Source organism: Paenibacillus sp. M2 (assembly GCF_046713495.1).
GTDB classification, from domain to species: domain Bacteria; phylum Bacillota; class Bacilli; order Paenibacillales; family Paenibacillaceae; genus Paenibacillus; species Paenibacillus amylolyticus_B.
In genome coordinates this window covers 2707052-2728289 of record NZ_CP169648.1, presented here as the reverse complement: position 1 = coordinate 2728289, position 21238 = coordinate 2707052, and the positions used below count along the sequence as shown (strand labels likewise).

At 41.1% G+C, this 21238-nt stretch carries 25 protein-coding genes; 1 reads left to right on the top strand and 24 read right to left on the bottom strand.

The annotated features are described in order from the left end of the window. Nucleotides 1-34: 34 nt before the first annotated feature. The 20 genes from ACETMN_RS12760 to ACETMN_RS12665 all read right to left on the bottom strand — a co-directional run bounded on the left by ACETMN_RS12760 (nt 35) and on the right by ACETMN_RS12665 (nt 17253). Entirely contained in the window at nt 35-2566 is a 2532-nt protein-coding gene (locus ACETMN_RS12760) for a hypothetical protein (RefSeq protein ID WP_411736194.1), read from the bottom strand. A 29-nt stretch (nt 2567-2595) separates the two neighbouring features. After that, complete coding sequence (locus ACETMN_RS12755) at nt 2596-3414, bottom strand: carbohydrate ABC transporter permease (protein WP_373419856.1); 819 nt, start codon at nt 3412-3414, stop codon at nt 2596-2598. Nucleotides 3415-3419: 5 nt separating this feature from the next. After that, on the bottom strand, nt 3420-4325 hold the full coding sequence (locus ACETMN_RS12750; protein ID WP_105598307.1) for a carbohydrate ABC transporter permease: 906 nt from the start codon (nt 4323-4325) through the stop codon (nt 3420-3422). A 91-nt stretch (nt 4326-4416) separates the two neighbouring features. Then, nucleotides 4417-5688, bottom strand: a complete 1272-nt coding sequence (locus tag ACETMN_RS12745) for a sugar ABC transporter substrate-binding protein (RefSeq protein WP_341072981.1) — start codon at nt 5686-5688, stop codon at nt 4417-4419. A 22-nt stretch (nt 5689-5710) separates the two neighbouring features. Next, nucleotides 5711-6592, bottom strand: coding sequence for an AraC family transcriptional regulator (locus tag ACETMN_RS12740; RefSeq protein WP_036609061.1), 882 nt, complete (start codon nt 6590-6592; stop codon nt 5711-5713). Nucleotides 6593-6827: 235 nt separating this feature from the next. Beyond that, complete coding sequence (locus ACETMN_RS12735) at nt 6828-7628, bottom strand: phosphotransferase (protein ID WP_317451999.1); 801 nt, start codon at nt 7626-7628, stop codon at nt 6828-6830. Between the two features lie 11 nt (nt 7629-7639). Then, a complete protein-coding gene (locus ACETMN_RS12730) occupies nt 7640-7915 on the bottom strand; it encodes a hypothetical protein (protein ID WP_149846552.1) in 276 nt (91 codons plus the stop codon). Between the two features lie 163 nt (nt 7916-8078). Beyond that, nucleotides 8079-8618, bottom strand: coding sequence for a GNAT family N-acetyltransferase (locus ACETMN_RS12725; RefSeq protein WP_149846551.1), 540 nt, complete (start codon nt 8616-8618; stop codon nt 8079-8081). Nucleotides 8619-8822: 204 nt separating this feature from the next. Next, nucleotides 8823-10010: a glycoside hydrolase family 5 protein gene (locus ACETMN_RS12720; RefSeq protein ID WP_149846550.1), complete on the bottom strand. Its 1188-nt coding sequence runs from the start codon at nt 10008-10010 to the stop codon at nt 8823-8825. A gap of 206 nt (nt 10011-10216) precedes the next feature. Next, nucleotides 10217-10633 (bottom strand): hypothetical protein, encoded by a 417-nt coding sequence (locus ACETMN_RS12715; protein WP_149846549.1) that lies wholly within the window; start codon nt 10631-10633, stop codon nt 10217-10219. A gap of 26 nt (nt 10634-10659) precedes the next feature. Continuing rightward, complete coding sequence (locus ACETMN_RS12710) at nt 10660-11688, bottom strand: alpha/beta fold hydrolase (RefSeq protein ID WP_411736193.1); 1029 nt, start codon at nt 11686-11688, stop codon at nt 10660-10662. A gap of 50 nt (nt 11689-11738) precedes the next feature. Next, nucleotides 11739-12374, bottom strand: a complete 636-nt coding sequence (locus ACETMN_RS12705; protein WP_411736192.1) for a hypothetical protein — start codon at nt 12372-12374, stop codon at nt 11739-11741. Then, entirely contained in the window at nt 12371-12916 is a 546-nt protein-coding gene (locus ACETMN_RS12700; protein WP_210107857.1) for a GNAT family N-acetyltransferase, read from the bottom strand. The genes ACETMN_RS12705 and ACETMN_RS12700 overlap by 4 nt, the downstream gene beginning before the upstream one ends. A 349-nt stretch (nt 12917-13265) precedes the next feature. Continuing rightward, entirely contained in the window at nt 13266-13733 is a 468-nt protein-coding gene (locus tag ACETMN_RS12695) for an NUDIX domain-containing protein (RefSeq protein ID WP_091017060.1), read from the bottom strand. 155 nt (nt 13734-13888) lie between these two features. Continuing rightward, a complete protein-coding gene (locus tag ACETMN_RS12690) occupies nt 13889-14350 on the bottom strand; it encodes a GNAT family N-acetyltransferase (RefSeq protein ID WP_411736191.1) in 462 nt (153 codons plus the stop codon). Further along, complete coding sequence (locus ACETMN_RS12685; RefSeq protein ID WP_411736190.1) at nt 14344-14913, bottom strand: hypothetical protein; 570 nt, start codon at nt 14911-14913, stop codon at nt 14344-14346. The genes ACETMN_RS12690 and ACETMN_RS12685 overlap by 7 nt, the downstream gene beginning before the upstream one ends. Next, nucleotides 14910-15452: a GNAT family N-acetyltransferase gene (locus ACETMN_RS12680; protein ID WP_091017065.1), complete on the bottom strand. Its 543-nt coding sequence runs from the start codon at nt 15450-15452 to the stop codon at nt 14910-14912. The genes ACETMN_RS12685 and ACETMN_RS12680 overlap by 4 nt, the downstream gene beginning before the upstream one ends. Further along, nucleotides 15452-15955 carry a GNAT family N-acetyltransferase gene (locus ACETMN_RS12675; RefSeq protein WP_256975161.1) on the bottom strand — a complete coding sequence of 168 codons (504 nt, stop codon included), beginning with the start codon at nt 15953-15955 and terminating at the stop codon, nt 15452-15454. The genes ACETMN_RS12680 and ACETMN_RS12675 overlap by 1 nt, the downstream gene beginning before the upstream one ends. 4 nt (nt 15956-15959) lie before the next feature. Then, nucleotides 15960-16337, bottom strand: a complete 378-nt coding sequence (locus tag ACETMN_RS12670) for an NIPSNAP family protein (RefSeq protein WP_091017067.1) — start codon at nt 16335-16337, stop codon at nt 15960-15962. 37 nt (nt 16338-16374) lie between these two features. Beyond that, entirely contained in the window at nt 16375-17253 is an 879-nt protein-coding gene (locus ACETMN_RS12665) for a methyltransferase domain-containing protein (RefSeq protein WP_091017069.1), read from the bottom strand. A gap of 447 nt (nt 17254-17700) precedes the next feature. Between ACETMN_RS12665 and ACETMN_RS12660 the strand changes: the two genes are divergently transcribed. Then, nucleotides 17701-18288 (top strand): SMI1/KNR4 family protein, encoded by a 588-nt coding sequence (locus ACETMN_RS12660; protein ID WP_091017071.1) that lies wholly within the window; start codon nt 17701-17703, stop codon nt 18286-18288. Between the two features lie 92 nt (nt 18289-18380). Here the strand turns inward: ACETMN_RS12660 and ACETMN_RS12655 are convergent, their stop codons facing one another. From ACETMN_RS12655 to ACETMN_RS12640, 4 genes are all read right to left on the bottom strand, one after another. Then, entirely contained in the window at nt 18381-18911 is a 531-nt protein-coding gene (locus ACETMN_RS12655) for an AAA family ATPase (RefSeq protein WP_091017072.1), read from the bottom strand. A 12-nt stretch (nt 18912-18923) separates the two neighbouring features. Next, complete coding sequence (locus ACETMN_RS12650) at nt 18924-19409, bottom strand: GNAT family N-acetyltransferase (protein ID WP_256975196.1); 486 nt, start codon at nt 19407-19409, stop codon at nt 18924-18926. Then, complete coding sequence (locus ACETMN_RS12645; protein WP_091017076.1) at nt 19399-19959, bottom strand: AAA family ATPase; 561 nt, start codon at nt 19957-19959, stop codon at nt 19399-19401. Before ACETMN_RS12645 ends, ACETMN_RS12650 begins: the two co-directional genes overlap by 11 nt. A gap of 191 nt (nt 19960-20150) precedes the next feature. Next, entirely contained in the window at nt 20151-21215 is a 1065-nt protein-coding gene (locus ACETMN_RS12640; RefSeq protein ID WP_091017077.1) for a polysaccharide deacetylase family protein, read from the bottom strand. Nucleotides 21216-21238: the final 23 nt, after the last annotated feature.

Here is a 21238-nt window from a genome sequence, read left to right as displayed (position 1 = left end):
TTGGTTATCACTCCCTTGGTTTCTTGCACACGATTCAGCGCTCCATGTCCAGTAACTTCAGTTGTCCCTTCACTCCATGACCGTCATGTACGATTTCCTCTTCTTGAATATGAAAAGGCTTGTTCATTCCCCATCGAATTGGACCATATACCGGGTCTATTAGAGTGAGAGTTAAAACTTGACTGTCGAATTGCGGGCTTGAAGAACGAACTTGGTTGATAAAAGCGTCAAATGACCCGAATTGCTGTTCGCTTCCTGCTCTTATAATCCAGGCGTTACGCAAACCAGGGGAAATAAGCTCACGTTCTCTTGTCACCCCGTTGCTCTCCATACTCGTCCCGTTAGCCGCATATATAGCTGCATACCCCTTATCCAAACGAGCAAAATGCCAGTTCTCATGCCTTACCCATTCCGTGAAGGAGTGAGTAGGAAAATAAGCATGTGTCCAGTCAGAGTTGTTATCCGCAGGAATATCAAACATCATCAAAGCGATCCCCTCATGCTGAACAACATCGGGCAATATCCCATTCCCAGCCCAGAAGCAAGGTCGACCATCCCCATGCTTGTATATTTCTGCCGGATGATTCACCCAGATCAGCGCCTCAGGTGACAGAGATAAATGCTGGACATGCTCCTGATAACCTGGCTTGCCTGGGCGGAAGCGAATGATTGAGGATAAGGAGTATTCCTTAGTCCGACAGTGATAGAGCTTGGCGTAACCTCCCTTGCCCTGCTGATTGGCGAACACCAATTGCTGATTCTCCCCAAGCAAGAGATGCTCCTGATATGCTGCTGGAGGACTGTAATCCGATAAACTCAAGGCAACATTGCTTATTGAATAATTGTTTACATTGCCAACGCCATAAGCGATCCAGCACATTGAAGTGGTTCCCGCTGCATAACCACCCAGCAGTTCCTTCTCATAGCTGCGCCCAAACGTTGTGGACAAGACTCCTTGATGCATCTGAACGGTAATATAATAGAATAACAGGTCCATTGCCTTTTTGGCTTGCTGCCTGAGCTGTTCATTATGGGCAAACTCATAGATATGCAATAGCCCAACCGCATCAATCGGAATGTATGCACTTGAATTCCATTCTGCCAATCCTTCATCCAAAAAGCGCTCAAACCATAATGCAAGCCTCTGCTCTGCTTTTTGACGATGGACTCCACCGGATTCACCACTGTTGCTGAATGTTTTATCTCCAAACAATTGTCCGGCTAACAGTTCATTGGTATGGAACAACAAGGCATGGTTCTCACTGAAGAACCACATCACATCATCGCCAGGTTCATCAATCCAGTATCGATAGCCCAGAATGCTTGCTTTTACCCGATCCCAGAACGATTCACTGAACAGACCACTATTTCGCTCATCTCTCCAAAGACGGAACAGCCCCACCAGATAGAAGTCACTGCAATCCTTTCGTTGCTCAATCCCTTCCACACCATCAAGCAAAATGCTCTCTGCTTCTTGCAGATTACCTCCTGTTTTGAGCATGGCGATGGCCTTATGAATATTGGGACTGCCCTTCTCGGCAATGCATTGCAGAGCCAGGGATTTGCGGGCTTCAATATCCGCAGCTTGCTGAGCAGCCTCATCATAGCTGGTATCATAGGATTGGCAGCCAAACTTCTTGGTTAGTACAACATTTGAAACTGAAATAGACAGTGTGAAGTATACGTAATGATGACCGAGTTGATTCGTATGCGCCAGGACCAGGTCCGTTTCCTTTTCGGCTATCTGTATCGTCTTATTTTCGGTGCCATCAAAAAAATTGCCATACTGAATATCAACCTCTCTAACGATGTCCGGTAAGGGAAGCGGCAGCTTAAGCTTAATCTGCTCACCTCTGAAGAGATCCGAAGGAAAATAAGCCTGTTCGAGGGCTTCCTCTGCGGATCTCACAGACTCCGCCAAATGAGGAGCAATAGGCAGGGAAATCACCAATTCCTCGTCGCCCAGGTATTCCACCGCAAAAGCATACATCGTATCCCGCTCAGCCAGATCCTCCCAGCAGGCATAGATCTCATTGATTCCGCCTACAAGTTCAGCTTTAATAACGATTTCCTGTTCCTTGTTACGCGTGAGTGGTGCAAAGTCCGTTACCATTTCCCCATTCACCCACAACGTCAGACTGCCATAGGTCTTAATCTGCAAAGAGGCGGTATGAGCAGTCGGAGAAATCAGTCTTGTCGCCGCGTAACTGCGCAGATGTGTCGGTACAAACCAAAATCCTGATTGCTCCACCCGTGGATTATTCCAAGGAGAATACAGTGCCCAAGGCATTCCGTTCTCTTCTCCAACGAAGTCGTCTCCCGGGCTAGGAAACTCGCTCCATTGATCAAAAAATCGGTTCATAGGCTGCGTTCTCCTATGTTCTACAAATTCCTTTCTGCATGGATTCTCATGAATGGCAAAACCATCGATTAGCCAATCATTAATATCTCCCTCCATCGTTGTTGGAACAAATGCAACAGGCTTCGTATATATGCCGCTGATCATCCAATGATTAATGACCTGATTGTGACCTAATTTCATAGGTTTATAATTCAAGGTATCCATCCCACTTCGGGTGGTATCTGACATTCAACTCATCCTTTCATTCCTGAAGTAATCATACCGCTGACAAAATATCGCTGGAAAACCATAAAAACAATCAGTACCGGAAGCATCGTGATGACGGACATCGCAAGCAAACTTCCCCAATCCACGTTGTATTCACCAATAAAATTAGAAAGCGCAAGCTGAATCGTATATTTCGATGGGTCACTAATCGCAATTAACGGCCATACAAAATCATCCCATCTCCACATGAAGGAGAAGATTGCGAGCACCGCAAGAATCGGCTTCGCTATCGGAAGAATAATACTCCAGTAAATTTTCCATTCGCCCGCGCCATCCATTCGGGCAGCTTCCAACAGCTCGTCCGGTACGCTCAACAAATACTGGCGCATAAGGAACACACCTGTCGGGGTTGCTGCTGGCGGGATAATAATCGCGAGCAGGCTATTATACATCCCCAGTGCGCTCAGCACCTTGAATATAGGAATCATGATTACCTCAATCGGAATCATAAGTGTTGAGATAAAAGCAATTAATATGATCGAGCTTCCGCGGAAGCGGTACTTCGCGAGTGCAAAGCCTGCCATGGAATTAATCAATAACAGCAGCAGCGTTGAGGACACCGTTACGATCGTACTATTCATAAAATATAAGCCAAAATCACCTTTGCTGAATGCCGCCTTGAAATGCTCAAAGGTGACGGGCTGCGGCCACAACTTGGGAGGGAAGCTGTATAGATCGCTATTCGTTTTCAGAGAAGAAATCACGACCCACAGGACAGGCAGGAGCCACACCACTGCAGCAACAGTTAACATACTGTAGATGACAACTTTGACCATAGGCTTCATTACCATTACGTAGCCCCTCCTTTCGATAGACGGAATTGCAGAGCCGAGAATCCACCAATAAGGATAAACAGCATCACCGACATGGCACTGGCCAGACCGAGCTCCTGTCTGTTAAAGCCAATCTCATAAATATATTGAACAATATAGGTGGTATCTTTGCCCGGCCCACCACCTGTAAGCGCAAACATAAGTGGAAATGCTTTGAACGCGTCAATCAGAGTCAGCATAACAACAAGCAAGCTTGTGGGCTTCAAAAGCGGGAGCGTGATATAGCGAAACACCTTCATTCCCGTAGCCCCGTCCAAGCGGGCAGCCTCATAATAATCCGTAGGTATAGCCTGCAAACCCGCGATAAAAATGACCATGAAAAAGCCTGCACGTGACCATACTGTCGCGATGATTACAGCCGTATTTGCCCAAAAGGAAGAGGTTAAAAAGCCGACAGGTTCCACACCAACCACGGTTAGCAGATGATTCAAAATGCCAAATGAATCTCCGAAAATCCACTTCCAGGTCAAGCCTACGATAATGTAAGAAATCATGGTCGGCCAGTAAAATACGGCCCTGAAGAAACCGCGCATTCTAATCTCGCGCGCAAGCAGCAAAGCAATGCCGAGCGCTGCTGCATATATTAGTGGGACAACAATTGCTGCATAAATCCCCGTTCGTCCGATGGTCGACCAAAATTCCCGATCTCCTATAATTTTGATGTAATTGTCCAGCCCGTTGAACTTCATTGGGTTCAATCCATCATAGACATGGAAGGAATAATAGAGGCCCAATAAAGAGGGAAATACGATAAAAGTTCCAAAGATCAGGAGATTGGGTAATATAAACAGATAAGGAGCAATAACGAGCTTCCTGTTCTGTTTTGCCAGCGTATTCCTGTTTAATCGTTGTCCTTCACTCATCTGCTTGCCCCTTCCTTATGCGTTATTCGAAAGGGAGGCTTCACAGGAATCGCTAAGCCCCCGAATACGAATGAACCACATGGCATTACGTTTATTGACTGCCAATAGCCTCGTTAATCAGTTTGGCTGTTCGATCCAGCGCCTCCTGCGGAGTTGCCTCATCGGATAGAACCTCAACAATATTATTTTTCAGGTCCGTTGTAATTTTGGATATAATGGTCTGTCTGGACCAGTCATTAGCTGCAAGAGGCGAACTGTTCTTCAGTTCATCAGCGAAGATTTCAAACATCTCCTTGCCAAATTCATAATTCAGGACAGCGCTGTCCTTCCGTGGACTCATAAACAATGACTCCTGATTATATTTTGAATTCACTTCTTTGGACGTTAAGTATTCAATAAATTCTGCCGCCTCCTGCTCATATCCGCTGCCTTTGAAAGCCATCAGAAACTTCCCGCCTGGTACGGAAGAACGTTGTGTTCCTTTTGGCATGTAGGTGACTCCCCATTCAAAATCGGTGATATCCTTGTAATTGCTGATCATCCAGTTACCAGCCCAGTGGGTAGCCACCGTCCCGGAACGGAACAGGTTGTTCGGATTTTCCCCTCCGAGCCATACGGATTCGGGCATGATCCCTTCTTGATGAAGCTGCTTGAATTGCTCCATGCTACGGATTCCGGCTTCATTGTTAATCGCTGCCGCAGTGCCATCCTCTGTTAAGATGCTTCCGCCATTCTGATACAAAAGAGTGGACCATCTATGCGGTGTGACATCCCATACCATGCCATAACGTGCTCCGCCTTTGTCCATAACCTCTTTTAACGCAGCTGTGTATTCATCCCACGTCCATACTTGGTTAGGAGAGGTCGGTACTTTGACGCCAGCTTTATCAAATAAGGTTTTGTTATAAATAAGCCCATTCGCTGTAACATCCATAGGCGCCGCTACCAGTTTGTCATTAATAACATAATATGGTTTAAGTGAGTCAATAAATTGATCCTCGAATTGGTCCGCATTGTCCACGTAAGGTGTTAGATCAACCGCCTGATTAGCAAATGATCCGGTATCCGTGACCCGGCTCAGGGCAGGTGGCTTTCCACCGGATAACATGGTTTTTAATTTGGTTTGGATATCCTTGAAGCCAACTTCAATCAGGTTGATTTTAACCTTGGTATTGGTCTGCTCATAATCTTTAATGATTTCCTTGATGACCTCTCCTTCTTTGCCATCAGAGAACCACAGGAAATCCAGGGTTGTTTGTTTTGGATTAGCATTGGTACCTGAATTTCCGCAAGCAGTTAATACGATGAGTAACATGACCAATACCATGCTAGTGATGAGCTTAAACGTTGTTCTTCTTGTCATATCAACATCTCCTTGGAAGGTTCTAATGAATTTTGGCTTCGTTGAGCAATTCACTTTTACGGAATAACTGTGGTGATACACCCACATATTGTTTAAAGGCCCTGCTAAAATATACAGGTGTGTTAAAACCTAACGTCTCAGATATGGACAAAATCGGTGCATCCGTAGACAGCAACAATTTTTTGGCCTCTGCAACTCTTTTCCGTATAACATAGTTGCTTATGGTATATCCCGTCGTCTCTTTGAAAGAATGACAAATGTAGTATTTATTCAAATGGAGTGTTTTGGACAGTTCATCCAATGAAACATTCTCCGTATAATTCTGGTTTAAATAATGAAGAACCCGACTTACGCTTGTCTGCTTCTGGGAAGAACATAAGATAGGATTGGCGGATTGCTCACTGGTTGTTTTCCGGTAAATCCGCAGTAGCAATTGGGTAAGACTCAATTTGACCATTGTTTTGTACCCTGTATTTCCTGCCCCCATCTCCTCCTTGATTCCCTTAAAAATAGCTGTGATATACTCACGCTCCTCCGGAGGCCAATGCACCAATAACCCATTGGGATGACGGAATATGGACATCAGATTCTCTAACTGACTGACAGCAAGCATGTCCAAAAGCAATAATTCCGTGAAATTGACAAAACTTCGCTTGTACACCATTTCTCTTGAAGGATTGATTCGGTGGGGCACACCGCCTCTGAATATAAACATATCTCCAGGCAACGGCTTATATATTCGGTCACCGATTAAAAAGGTTGCATCTCCTTGAATAAAATAATGTATCTCATACCCATTATGCGTATGAACAGGCCATTCATCCTGAAAATTATCTGCTTCTGATCGCACATAAACTTCATTTTCCTGCAAAGCAATATTCGTCGGGGTGTGTATGGTTAGCATCAGTAAGATCTCCCTTCCCAGAATATAAAAAGCAATATAGTTTAATAATTTACAATGATAGCGCTTTACAATGAATTGTATCACAGTTATTTCGATCTAATCTGAACTATATTGCTGTATTGTTGATCACAATTGTTGAAAATGATTAGAATGGAATTCATAGGGATTCGAAGCTGGAAACAAAAAAACCGCTGTCCAGCCCGTAGGCTATCATGCGGTCCATTAGCATTACCTTTCAAACCCATTCATCCCAATGGTTTTCAAGAAAAATGACTTCTTTCTCATAGTGGGCCAGATGACCCCCTTCGACCATCTTCATAAAAGCGACATCTCCATCAGCCGCACGATCAGTCAGTGTTTTACACATGAAACGGATACGGGATATGACCCAATCCTTCAAATCTGCTGGAACACTCAGCCCGTACGTAGACATGAATAAGGCAATCCGTTCTTTTCGAACAGTTCCGTGCGCCTGGCTGGCGTATGGCATTACACCCTTTCCGTCCATCTCTGGTGAGAAATCTGCAAGTGGAATGGATGTATACAAGACATAGGCGATATCCCACATTCGCGGACCCGGACCCGCCATATCAAAATCAATAATGCCTTGAGGACGGCCATCCTTGTACACCACATTATACGGCGCAAAATCGTTATGACATACAACTTCATCTTCAGTTATGCCTGGATATCTGTTCGTTGATACTGATGTTGTTGTAAATCCAACCGTCGCATCATGGTAACTTCTCAACAGTTTCGCGACTTCAATCAAAGATTCGTCTGACCACATATATTCTTCTAGATCAGGGTAGTCATTGCCTGGAACGATGCCTTCGAGGTAAGAGAGCGTTTCTCGCCCCTGTTCATCTATTCCCAGAAATCGAGGGGCGTGATCATAACCAACTTTTTCGAGATGTAAAAGCAATTCAATCACATATGGATTTGGTTTCGCATGCCTGCGAACCGTCTCACCTATTCGGACAACCTGATTCACATTACCTCCCGATAACACTTCCTCCTGCTTGGCCACTTTCATCCCTCCTCAAGCTAAACTTCCTTGTTATGCCCATGATTACGATTTTTCTTATAACTCCCTGGGAATCCCGAGACCAATAGTATGAATCCAACGAAGAACATGAAGTATACGAGTAAACCTGTTGAATGCTCGTTCATCTGAGCAAACTGGGGTACGCTGGTCCCTCCTGAAGCGTATCCTGCTTCTACTATAGCGACAGAGACTCGTGTTGAAATTCTCTCCATCGTTGAAATAAACACACTGCCAAGCATGAGGACTACACCCAAAATCTTGTTAATATTATTCATTTCATGCCTCCTTGATTAACCGTCCACTTTTTATGAGGTTATCTACTTAATGTCTTTCGATTCTCTAGTCTATATTCCTGCATGTTATATTAACAGTCCGTTCCTATATCATATCAAATAGCGGCGTCATCACTGACGCCGCTATTGACGCTCTCTGAATAAGTTACGTAGCTACCACTTGGTGCAGATCCATACTATTTTGGAAAAAGGCTGACCGTCCAACATAATACAGATCATACATCTGTTCATTCATATTAATCCGTTGATATACATCTGGATACACATCATTGGCTAACTTCACATAAGGCAGTTTTTGTACCGCTTTTCTGGATCTTATATTCTGCTTGCGTATCTTCATAAATACCGTTTCAATCCCATGTTCCAGAAACAATTCAACAAAAAAGGCTGATTTGGCTCTTTGGCTATACCCATTTCCAAAAAACGGTGATCCGATCCAAGTGGCTAAAAAACCGGTTTGATGCTCAATATGATATAGATCAATGGTTCCAATAGGCTGCCCTGTTTCATTCAAAATCGTTCGGGAAATCACCGTTTTTTGTTCTTCTTCAGCCATCAATTGTTTGGTCAGGAATAGATATTCCTCATACGATTGGCATGCATAACGAACGTAGGGAAAAACTGCGGGGTCCATCATTAAGCTGTACAGTGAATGGCATTCCTGCAAATCACGTTTTTTTAACATTCTGTCTACCACCTAGTCCTTTTAGTTCGCTATATCAAGCAAATTAAGTATATAAAAGCTATTGTGGGATTTAATGAATTCTGTATGTCGCTTATGTAAAATGCATTGGTAAATGTTGTTTAAATTTATCTTCGGGTAGCATAAAAAACGGCATGTCCCTTTTGAAGGAACACGCCGTTTACACGGATACAGATAGACAGTAAACTATTGCATACCTTGCATGATCGCATTAATGATACTTTGCTGAGTCACGGTATTGTTCGAACGGTTAAACAATGCGAATCCATGTTGACCGTTATGCCCGTTATCCCAATAAACAGGAACCATTTTGTATTTCTTGGCTTTTGCTGTAACTGCTTTGGCGTAAGCGGCGCGATACACATTGTTGCTGGAATCGTACGACGTTTTATCAATCGAACCGAATTCACCAATCACTACAGGATAGCCTTGAGTCACAAATTTATCGTACATGGACTTGAACTGCGATTCCAGGTAATCCTCTTGTCCCCAAGTAGACCTTTTGGCAGGATTCGTTGCTGTTGCACCCCACTGCGTGATATTACCGTTTTCCTCACCTGCAAAATCCCACGGAGAGTAATAGTGTGCCGAGATCATGATTCTCTTCTGCGAACTAGGAATTGCTGAGGATCGGAAATTATCCGTTGGGAGCACGAATCCATAATTACCAACGGTGAAGTCAATATTGGTATTCCAACCTGGAATCAGCAACCATCTGGCATTGTTGTTACCTCCAGTTTGACGAACCGTATCCACAAAGATCTGATTGTAAGCATTCAGGTTGGCGTAATACGCCGAGTTCGGATTGCCATAGTTGCCATCAAAAACTTCGTTCATGGATTCGAAAATAAGGCGATCATTGTAGTTGCTAAACTTGGTGGCAATCTGCTGCCACACTTTCTTATATTTTTCCTTAATGGCAGTCTGATTGCCACCATTCACAAGCAGCCATCCACCCTGTACGGAATTATACCCATCACCATGAATATTGATGATGACATACATACCTTCATTGTACGCATAATCCACAACTTGCTGAATTCGATTCAACCATGCCGCATTAATTGTATAATTGGGAGCGCTTCCAATGTTATTCAAATAGGAGATGGGAATACGAATAGACTTGAAGCCCGCAGCTTTCACTTTTTGGATCAGCGCCGGAGTCACCGTAGGATTGCCCCAAGCTGTCTCACTCGGTGTGCCATTTACCGCTGCTTCCAGCTGATTGCCCAGATTCCAACCTGCACCCATCTCAGCCACCACTTGCGAAGCGTCTGCTGCTGATGCTTTAGGGCTCCATCCGGTAAAAGCCACGGCAGCCACTAACACAAGCGCCAAGCTGCTGATGCTGAATTTCTTCCATTTTTTGAACATAACCATACCTCCGCTTATTCTATTATTTTTAACAAGCAGTGCAGTTAATCTATTGATTCAGATTGAATGATTCGAGAATTCGCGCCTCCTTTCCTATCGATCAAACAAATGAAAATTTCGTCTGGCACCAACATAATAACACATATATGGAAAATAAAGCGATATTATTTGCGTTTTTTCTGACTGTTTATTACAAAACACTCCATCTAGCCGTTTAAGTGGATTGCTTGGATTTGTTCTCTATCAAAATCAATAATCATGATGTGATCGCGCAGGATATTATCTCCGCAAGATATTGTTGCGCCGTAGTCGGCTATACTGTTAAATGTGATATCTACACGATAGACTTCAATCTCATTAAACCAATTCTGATGTACTTTTTCCTGAAGTTCATTCTCATAATATTCTCGAAAGACAGTCTCACAAGTTGAAAACCACTTAATGTAATCTTCTATTTTATCATCAATTGTAACTAACGGTGTATTAGTGGAAACATATATTCGGACGTCATTTAAATCCTCATCCTGTATGCAATGTTCAAATATTTGCACTGTATTTTGCAGAGTGTAACACCGGTAACTCTCATCACTCTCTTCTTCAAGCTCAATGAAATCATTTAACAATATGATCTTGCTCCTCTCCATGCATATTAAAATAGCTCATTTAACCACTTTACGAATTTTTCTTTCTCTTCAAACTGTGGGTAATGCGCCGACTCGTTGAAAACAATGAAGTCTTTGATCGGTGCATCCAATACGTCAAAATAATCACGTGCTGCATTCGCAGTGGTCATATAATCATATTTACCCGTTACAAAATAGGTAGGAATCTCCAGATGATCAACAATATCAGGTAAATTTTGATCAAATGCTTCCTTCAGTAAGATGTCTTGTGAACTGAACATCCCTGTATAAAAGCGAATCATATCCAGCCCATTGTATTCGGGATTTAAAAGGAATCCTGAAATATAATCTCTATTCTCATGGATGAGCCTGGCTGCACCACCGTACTTTTGCAACAAAATTCTAGGCGTAAGGTCCTTTCCTTGCTCGATCGAGCTGCGAATTAGCTCTAGTTTTTTTACGTCCTCTGCATTACCAGCTTGTTTCGCTTGCTCGTACGTGTACTCCAAACTTTCCCGTTCGCTCTGAAGTGTATTAGCCATCTGTCCAATGCCTATATAAGCGTGAAACCGAGTGGGTGCTTTAGCCGCAGCTTTCATCCCGATGTATGTACCAAATGAATGACCGATTAATATAACCTTCTCTTGACCTAACTCTTTAGATACATAACCCCTTAACGCTAACAAATCATCTACTAATACATCTGTTGTTAGATTTGAGTAATCCTCAAAAAAGTGATAGGACTTCCCACTCCCACGTTGATCATAATGCACCACCGTGAAGTATTGCTCAAGCTCTTTCTGATACTTCCTTACGTATGGAATCTCCGAGCATCCCGGCCCACCATGCACAAAAATCAGGATAGGGTTAGTCCGATCAACACCTCTGATCATGACTTCATGCCCTGTACCGTTAATTTCGACCTGCTCTAACATGCTAATGCTGTTTTCACCTTTAATTTTCGGTGTCCATGTGGGAAATATCAGAGCTACTATAACTATTAAAATAATACTGAATATGCTGTATTTGAGTGTTTTACGTATTTTTTTGCGCATGTAATGCTCCTTAAATATAAGTTTCATTTGTAATTCTACCAACAGTTCCTTTATCGTAACGGATACAACAATTCAACGGGTTCTATCATCAGCTCTTCTTGGAAGATGTAATTGTGATCGGCTCCTACGATACAGAGGATTCGTTTTCCTGGATGAGCTTCAATTGTATTTTTGACTCTTTGAATCATAATCTGATTACGGACCACCCATCGAAAGTTCTGTGCCTTCGCGTTTACCTGATGCAACCATTCATACTTTTGTCTGGTTACACGATCGAACTCCTTCGAATTAAAAGGAATCTCGCCAAACTGATACGTCTCCATTTGCTCCGCAAACCAATGATCATCCTGTTGTTCAAGTTCTTTGCGTTCCACGCCCGAATAACCGTTGAATGGATCAAAAGCATTCCACACATCCAATTCAAACCAATCTATAGGGACAAATGGGATGTTATGCTCCTCGCATAAAGGGAAGACCAATTCCCAATACTCACTGGCTGGTTCTCCCCAGTATCCTCTATCATGTTTGTCCTTCAGATACCTCAACCAACTCTGCGGATGAACTTCACCACAAATGAGATCTGGTTTAAACTCAGTAATCACATCCTTGTAAAGGGAAAGGGAACAATGATATCGCTCTCTGAGTTCTGGATTATGAATGGTTCCGAGTATCCCAACCGTTGTCATGTGCCCAGCTCCTTTATCATGTGTATATCTTTCGGCTCTTTGTCATAAAGTTCATGATCAATTTCACTAGTAATCTGGCTGCCCTGGCTTCTGTAAAAGGATACTGCCGATCTCGTCTCTGTGGAGGAAATATACAGATACTGTGCGCCACGTTTCTTAGCCTCTTCACCTAATTGGTTTAAAATACGTTTTCCAATACCTTGTCTTCTGTACCCGCGTGAGACATACATCAAGTCAACTTGTAATTGATTTTGTTCTCTTCCTCTAAGTTGATGTGCCAGCACTCCAAATCCGATTAATTGATCGTCAGCAAACGCGCCATATGCCATGCCACCTTGTTCTAATTCATAGACATATCGATTTTGAATCTCTTTCAAAAGCATCTCATCCCAGTTTGAGCACTCATGATTTTGTTCAAGCTCAACCAATCGGTTCTCTCTCATTTCATAGATGAGATCAATATGTTCCGAGCGATCTATTTCCTGCAGCTGATTCACATCATCAAGGGTCAACGTTCTATACGTTATCATGGTCGTTTCCATCCATTCTTTCCTAAGTTATTTCTAAAATCCTATGGCTTTATTGATCGAAGTCTGTATTTATCAAAGACCCTTTTATCGTACAAAATAGTGTATTCCTTGTTCTCTTCAATTAGTTTAGACATATCCATTGGAACGGCTATTGTTCTTTCAAGATTATTAAAATTAATTACAGTCATTTCATTTTCACTAATCTTTTGAACAGTAACTGCTTCAAAAATTGAAGTTCGAAAGGAATCCCATAACAAAATTAAAAGCAATAAAAGTAATAGTGACATGATGAGTCCCTTATTCTTATTCACTAATTCTTTTCATCTCCTTTAGTTTCAAAACAGAGTTCCTCCAACTAAAACTAGCTTATTTTAATTACTGGTAACTCATTCAAATGATTTATTTCAATGGTGTATTTCTTAAGCTCATAGTTCTCAAGTCCATCCCATCTGTCTGAGAAACGATGAAACATATCTCCGAAGTTCATCCCTTCAGGTAATACATCCACAAGCTTTATTTCATCAATTTCAGACTCCGGTAAGCTCTCCAGCAATTTAACCTCAGCATAAGAAACCATACCAAAGCTCCCATTCCATTCATATACACCATAAGGTATTAATTCGAAGCGTACTGCCCCTGTCTCTTCATAGAGTTCTCGACTTGCCGTGTGTAAAAGTGTTTCCCCTATTTCTTTGTTGCCTCCTGGAATTTCCCAACCTCCTCTTTTCCTATTTTTGATAATGATGAATTTATGGTTATATTTAGCGATTATCACTGCAAATTTGATTAACTCTGGATCAAGTTCATCTAGATCAAACCATTGGCTCATGTTATCTCTCCCATAAACAACTATTCTTTCAATATATAATTGTTAAACCACTGAAGTGGTAACAAGCTATTATCGGAAATAATCGTTGTGAATACCGCAACCAATCCTCGATCTTGGTTAACAAAGATATACTGCCCTCTGAAATGTTGAGTCTTTCATTTCATTGCCAACCTGTAGATCACTTCATCATCTAAATTGGTTCTGTTCTCACTAATGAAAGACATGCTCTTATACAAATTCTGTGCTATTTCGTTATCCCGTTCAACCGTTAATGAAATAACCTTGCACAACGGATGCAGTTTTGTAATGTAATCTAGAATGGCTCTTATAGCGCGCTTTCCCATTCCTTTGCCTTGATAGGATTTATCGATTTGAAAACCACCAATCCAGTAATTATCTGTACTATCGGGAGTATAACTCAGATAAAAGAAACCAAATACCTTCCCATCAATCTCAAGTACGTAAGGATCAAATGCTTCATCCCACGGTTTTATATAGGCGTAAGCGATCCCCTCAATAACAGATGGAACTAATGACGCTTGGTGTTTATACAAAGAGATCTTCAGCGCCTCTTCCCAATTCTCTCGTGAGACTGGTAGTATTTTTATATTCAACACTGCACCTCCTCTTTCGACAATCCTTGATTAATTCTAACGTTCTTTTCACTCTCACTTACAACCGCTTCCAATTGATGTTCAATCAACTGTATCACTTGTTTTTTATTCTTAGTGATCATTGCTGTCTTGTTATTTTCGGTAATCACATCTATGGCTGCACCTATATTATATTGATGGTTCCACTTCACAATCATCTTGCATAAGTCCTTGAATGACTGCTTGTAATTCCACGGTCGCAATCCCGTTCTGGACAATACAAACCTCTTTATAATCCGATAATCTCTAATGAACACATTTGGATTTAATACAAAAATCAAATCTGCTTCTTGTATGGATGTTAAAGTCCAATCTTTGTACTGCACTCCTTCTATGATCCAGGCTTCTGAACTGACAATAGATTGGAAGGATTCGTCCCTAACCTTTTCAGGATATCTCAGATTTTCGGCGCTTCTGTCCCATATGAGATTGTCTAATTCATAGGAAGGAATACCGAATTTATCCGACAATTCTTTGGCTAATGTTGATTTCCCACTACCGCAAGATCCAATAATTCGTATTCTCATACATATTCTTTCTTCAAAAATGCATAGATGACATTATCAACAAATCGATTTTTCCAAATAAAATGTTCTTTCAATATGCCTTCTTCACTGAACCCAATTTTCTCAAGCAACTTCCTTGATCCCGCGTTCTCTGGCTCTACAAATGCTTCAATTCTGTTTAATTCAAGGTTCTTAAATCCATATTCAACGATTTTCCGAGTTACCTCGGTCATGTAACCCTGCCGCCAGAACTCCGGTGTTAACTCATATCCCATCACAGCTTTATAATGTTGTTTCATCCAACCATGAAATCCGCATGTTCCAATAATTCTGTTATCCGATTTCAAAGCAATCCCCCAGCGGATCACCTGACCATTTTCGAATCGTTCTTTCCACCTTTGTATAAGTTCTTCTGCTTGTTTTGTATTCGTAAAAGTTTCTACATCGTAGAATCTTGTAACTTCATCTGAAGAAAAAATATGAAATATGTCTTGGGAATCACTCTGTTTAATCTCTCTTAACAGCAATCTTTTGGTTTCTAATTCAGGAAATGGAGTCATCATCCATTCACCTCAATGGAGTACACTGCTACCTTTTTCCCAATGATGTCTACGTCCTTCTCGTGTTTCATGCCATTCTTTTGCGCGACTTTCATAGAACCCACATTGCCATGTTGAATTAAAGATATTAATCTTTTCTGTTTCAAGTAATCCATGCCATATTCTTTCCACGCTTTTGCTTGTTCATATCCGTAACCCATTCCCCAGTATTGCTCTATAACCCAGTAACCAACTTCAAGCTCATCATTGCCTTCAATGATTTGAGGAATCAGTCCAGAGGTTCCAATCAACTTGTTATCCTCTTTATTAAATGCGAGGAACAGCCCTTTATCGTCTTTATTCCAGTTGATGAACTTTTCCAAGCTTTGCATGGTTTCTTCCTTCGTCCAGGGTCCTCCATGTCTTATGAATTTCATCATATTTGGCTCACGAGTCATCTCAAAAAGTAAATCAAAATCATTTTTGGTATATTTCTGAAATATAAGTCGTTCTGTCTCCATCATACTTTCATCTCCTTTTTCTTATATTTCTCTTCAAAATCGTTTGTTCGCGATCTACTGTTGATGTGAAAAATGCTTGCCTAATTTCTTCTCGAAATACTTCTTTATACCGATGTCTTCCGATCTGATCAAAACGCGCTTGAACTCGCTCTACGTGTTCTGTATCTGATTTTATATTTTTCTCAATCTCTTCGTATTGTTCAAGGGTGTCGTATTCCCACATCGCAAAAATTTCACTGGTTTCATCATCGATTGGTGTATGCCATCTTCCAATAAGTCTTGATCCGTATTTCAACTGGGATGGCAGCAAAACATCATTAAATAGAGCATTAAACTCTTCTACAAAAGAAGTCGCAATAACATAGGTTTTTCTCCTATATATCATCCTCTGTACCTCCTTATGAGTATTAGAAACAATACACTTATCTCGTCACAATTCCCGATGTAATTTTCATGTTTGGAGCGTAAGTTAACCATGAGTTTTCATTAAACTTCCTAGCAAATACACTCTCTGCTTCATATTCTCTATTCGCTTCTTCTGAATTCAGTCCTCTTTCCATCAAATGAGTAACTCCTTCATGTCTGTCATTCGGTTCTTGTCCCAATCCTTCTTCTTTTAATGCATGAAAAAGCTTTTCCTTATCCGAATCTGCCATGTGTTGATCTAAGAAGTTAACCTTGTCACTCACCCGGCATTCTACATTTCTCAAGCCAAGTTGGCTAAGCAGGATTGGAATCTTCATACCGATATTTCCGTCTTTACCATTCCGTTTGGTATCCTCCTCGAACAATTTTTGGAGAACACCAAGCTGAACAATCTTGGATTGTTCAAGTCCATGTAATTCATAATTTGACATATTAGCGATCCAATGAGGTTCAAAACATATCATTCTACCCTCATCTACTAGACTTTCAATCATCTTCTGAAGAATGGTGATCGGCTCTGTTGTATGTAATAAGAAGGCATGACTTATCGCAATTTCGTATTGACGTTTCACTTGCACTGTTTCAATGTCATCTACTATAAAAGTCGTTTGATAAGAGGTCTTTGAGAAAATCTCTTTGGCCTGCGTAATTAATTCCTTACCTCTGTCTAATCCGGTATAGGTTGATCCCTCGGGTAATAAAGGAAGCAGTTTCAAGCCGAGATAGCCATATCCACACCCATAGTCGATAATATCTACTGAATTTTCAATATTCCATACACGTTGAACCAGAAACTCAAGATAATCATCGTTATAATAAAGCCATCGCGTATTTCTCAGATATTCAATCTGGTCATCCCAATAATACTCAGACAAGGTGAAATCCCTCCTTCATAAGATGTAATCGTATTCATAAACATTCAAATATTATAGGAGATTTTCACTCACATCCTGGTTGAAGAGCTATTGAGCAGAACCCTCATAAAATGCCTATCATATGTATTAAAATTGCCGTGCAGCATATGTAATGACAATGTATTCCGCTCCTCTATATCGTTACTATAAAACTAAGCATTCCAATTACTTACATAAGTGTACTACGAAAATATGGGAGGGTCTATCCAACCTTAGCAGCTAACTCCACGCGCCTTTATCACCAGACCGATAGTTAATACTTGTAGTTGCCAATAAACTAGAGAAAAATGATAAACTGATCTTAGTATACAGGACATATTGTAGGGGATATATTTTTCACACCAACGCAGTACATTTATTTTATCTGCGTATATTTGCTTTATATTTTATGATTGGGAGGTCAACATAATGGATTTGGTAAACAAATTTTTAAATCGATTAAGAGCAGCATTATCACCAGAAGAACTTGAGGAACTGAAAACAGCGAGCGGTGCTACAAAAGAAGATATAACTACATTAAGATCAAAATATCCAAATTGTCCAGAATCACTCATCGTTTTACTTGAAAATATTGATGGTACATATTGGAGGAAGTACGGAGAAAAAGAAATTACGGTTTGTATTCTTGGCTCAGATGTTGAAGAAGGTAGATATCCATATTACTTACTGTCTACCCAACAAATGCTCGAAAGTTCAAAAAATGAAGAAGACGTCTCTTATCTTTTAGAATACGAAGATGAAGAGGATGCCGTTGACTCTAAGATCAATCCTGAGGGACTTCTTCCAGGGAAATATATTCATTTTTCAGACTGTATGAACAATGGTGGAACATCCAGACTTTATATTGATTTTAATCCTACTGATGGAGGTGTACGTGGTCAAATCATTCGCTTTTTGCACGACCCTGACGAATACGTAGTGATTGCAAACAGCTTTGACGAGTATTTACAGGGGCTTGTTGACAGTGGTTTTGTTTTTCTAAACGAAGAAGAGTAATAAAGTTGCACATAAACTTGTTGAGATGAATAAAGAGACAGCTTTTTCGCTGTCTCTGTTACAATCTATCATACAAAGTGACGAGGTACGGATTATTTCAATCGATATTTTTCATTATTTATAATTTCACTCACTATTTCAGGTAATTGTTCTTCTGTAAAATGATTAGTATACAGCTTGTTATCTACTCTCAGATCCGGATGATTTTCAAACTCGTCCAGCAGAATTATACTTCTTTCTTTCATTTGATATTCTTCTGCTCTTAGACCGTCTCTGCGAATAATGGTTTGACGATCAACCATCAATACAACATAGATTATGCGAACATGATAGTCTGCCAATTCTGTCATTAATCCATCAATGTCTTCCGGAAAGGCCACATAATCCAGCACTACATCGTATTTATAATTCAATAAGTTTTTCACCAGACTAGATATATTTTTCCAAGTTAAGTCGTGTGTATCCTTATCAAGCCAGGGTTTACCTCGCCCTTTGACCGGAAAGTGACTAACCGCATCTCCAGAAATGTAGGCACTTTTATCTAAAGTCTGAACTAGCAGCTTGGAAGTTGTAGATTTCCCTACTCCAGGGGGGCCAGATATAATATATAGGTTTTTACTCATTTCGTATTCTCCTTACAATATCTTTTGGAAACTTCCGATATCCAGCTTTCTATCAAATTTATATCCGATCTCTTTAAACAGAGCACATTGTTCGTAACCATTTCTCTCAAATAATGTTTTACTTCTTGTATTCTCCATGCAAATCGTCGCAATTAAGGTATGGAATCCTTGTTCTTTTGCAATCTTCTCAATAAAACGTAGTGCATGTTTCCCCAAGCCTTTTCCCAAAATATCGGGCTTTAAATATATGGTGACCTCACCGCAAATGTCATATGCCTGTTTACTCTTATACTGGGTGATCAGAACATAGCCCATCATTTGATTGTTTTCAAGAATTACGTAAGTTTTATACCGTGTATCCTTGTTCATCACAGAGGATTTAATCTGATCAAGATCTAATTCCTCCGTATGAAACGAAATCGTTGTATTCATTACATAATAGTTATAAATCTCTCTAATTTCAGGGAGGTGCTGTTCGGTTACCTCTTCAAAAGTCACAGTCGTCAATTAGGTTCCATCCTCTTCTGTTCATTTTCTTCAAAATAATTTCGATGATTTCACGTGTCTCCAGATGATCGGTAATAATGCGAGTTTGAAATTGTTCATCCTTGAATGCTTCAACACACTTTGGTGCTTGTTGATACTGCCAGCCTCCATATTCATCTCCGCGTTTAGCCAAACGATGATAAATCGTCTCTTCTGTAGCCGTAAGGCAAAAATGATGAATGTCCTGATCGATCTCTTTTAACCCGTTATAAATGTAATTAAAGTTTTCCTCTTTATAGATGGTCATGGGGACAATTAAGTGTTTGTTGTATTTCTGCTTTACTTCTTTAGCCGTTTTTACGGTCAGAATTTTCCACAGATCGATATCTTGAAAATCATCCGTACGTTCCCTTTCCTCTCTACAATTCTCCGGAAGAAGTTTTCTCAGCATATAACCTATTTCTTCAGGATCGTAGATCATACTGTTTGCAATCAAAGGTTGGAGTGCTTCTGCTGCTGAAGTTTTTCCCGAACCAAACGCTCCGTTAATCATGATGATCATTTGATCACTCCACTTCTATTCAATGAAATTTTTCAATAGAAACCAGATTCTTCACATACAATTTCATCCATTATAAATGTTTTCCTTCCACTTTTGTGTTACAAAATGGGCAAAAACATGATGAACTCCCATTGGGTCAACCCAACGGGAGTTCATCATAGTGCATTATTTTTCAATCAGCCTTAAGCTTGTTAATGTATTTCCAAGTAATCGATGTACATATCCCATGTCCCGTCATCGGCTGTTACAACCAACTCAATGACCTGATTTCCCGTTCCATGGCTGATATTATTCAGGGTATAGACCGCTGGTGAACTCCCGCCAAAGTAAAAGGTCCCCTTGGTCTGTCCTCCAATCTTCAAATCCACTCTAGCCATGTTGGCATTGTTTGAAGCTCCACGAAGCGAGAAATTATGAGTGCTCGTTGCAAAATTCTGAGTGTATTTAACCAAATCATTGTTGGCATAAAGGACCACGCCATTGAAAGGAGAACTGATATTGCCGGTGTATTGTCCACCTTTGGTCATATTCTCGGCTTCTACTTTTGTTGACGTACCTGGGGGATTGGTGGTGCTGCCATCAGGAGCGACTGCCCGACCTGTCGTCGGTGAGATCATGCCGGAGCAAAGGCCACGATTCTTCAGATTTTGTGCAATCTGTGGAATGGCTTGAAGTGTCGTCTGGTACTGATCATGCATTAGAATGACGTCACCACTTTTCATCGTGTTCACAGCTGCCACGATCTGGGCTGCGCTGGCACCATTCCAGTCTTGGGAATCTACGTTCCACAGTACTTCCTTCAAACCGTTTTGGCTCACAACGGATTTCAAAGTCGCATTTGTCGCACCGTAAGGAGGTCTGAACAGTTTAGGTGAACTTCCGGTAATGGACTGGATCGTCTGCTGTGTCCGAGTAATCTCTGACGACATCTGAGAACTGTTTAATGTAGTCATGTTTGGATGTGTATAGGAATGATTGCCAATCCACATCCCAGCTGCCACCTGTGCAGTAACCAGAGATTTATTATTTTGTGCATTTTGTCCAACATTGAACATCGTTGCCCGTAAGCCCGCCTGCTTCAACGCGTTAAGCATGTTTGTTGTATTTCCAGATGGGCCATCATCAAACGTCAGACCTACATAACCATTCGGACAACTTGCATCTGCAGCACGAGCATTGGGCACCCCTGGAATAGAAAACAAGGTACCGAAAAGTGCGAGAGATATTACCACCTTTGCCAGCTTTACTTTGAACATAAAATTACCTCCTCATAATATAT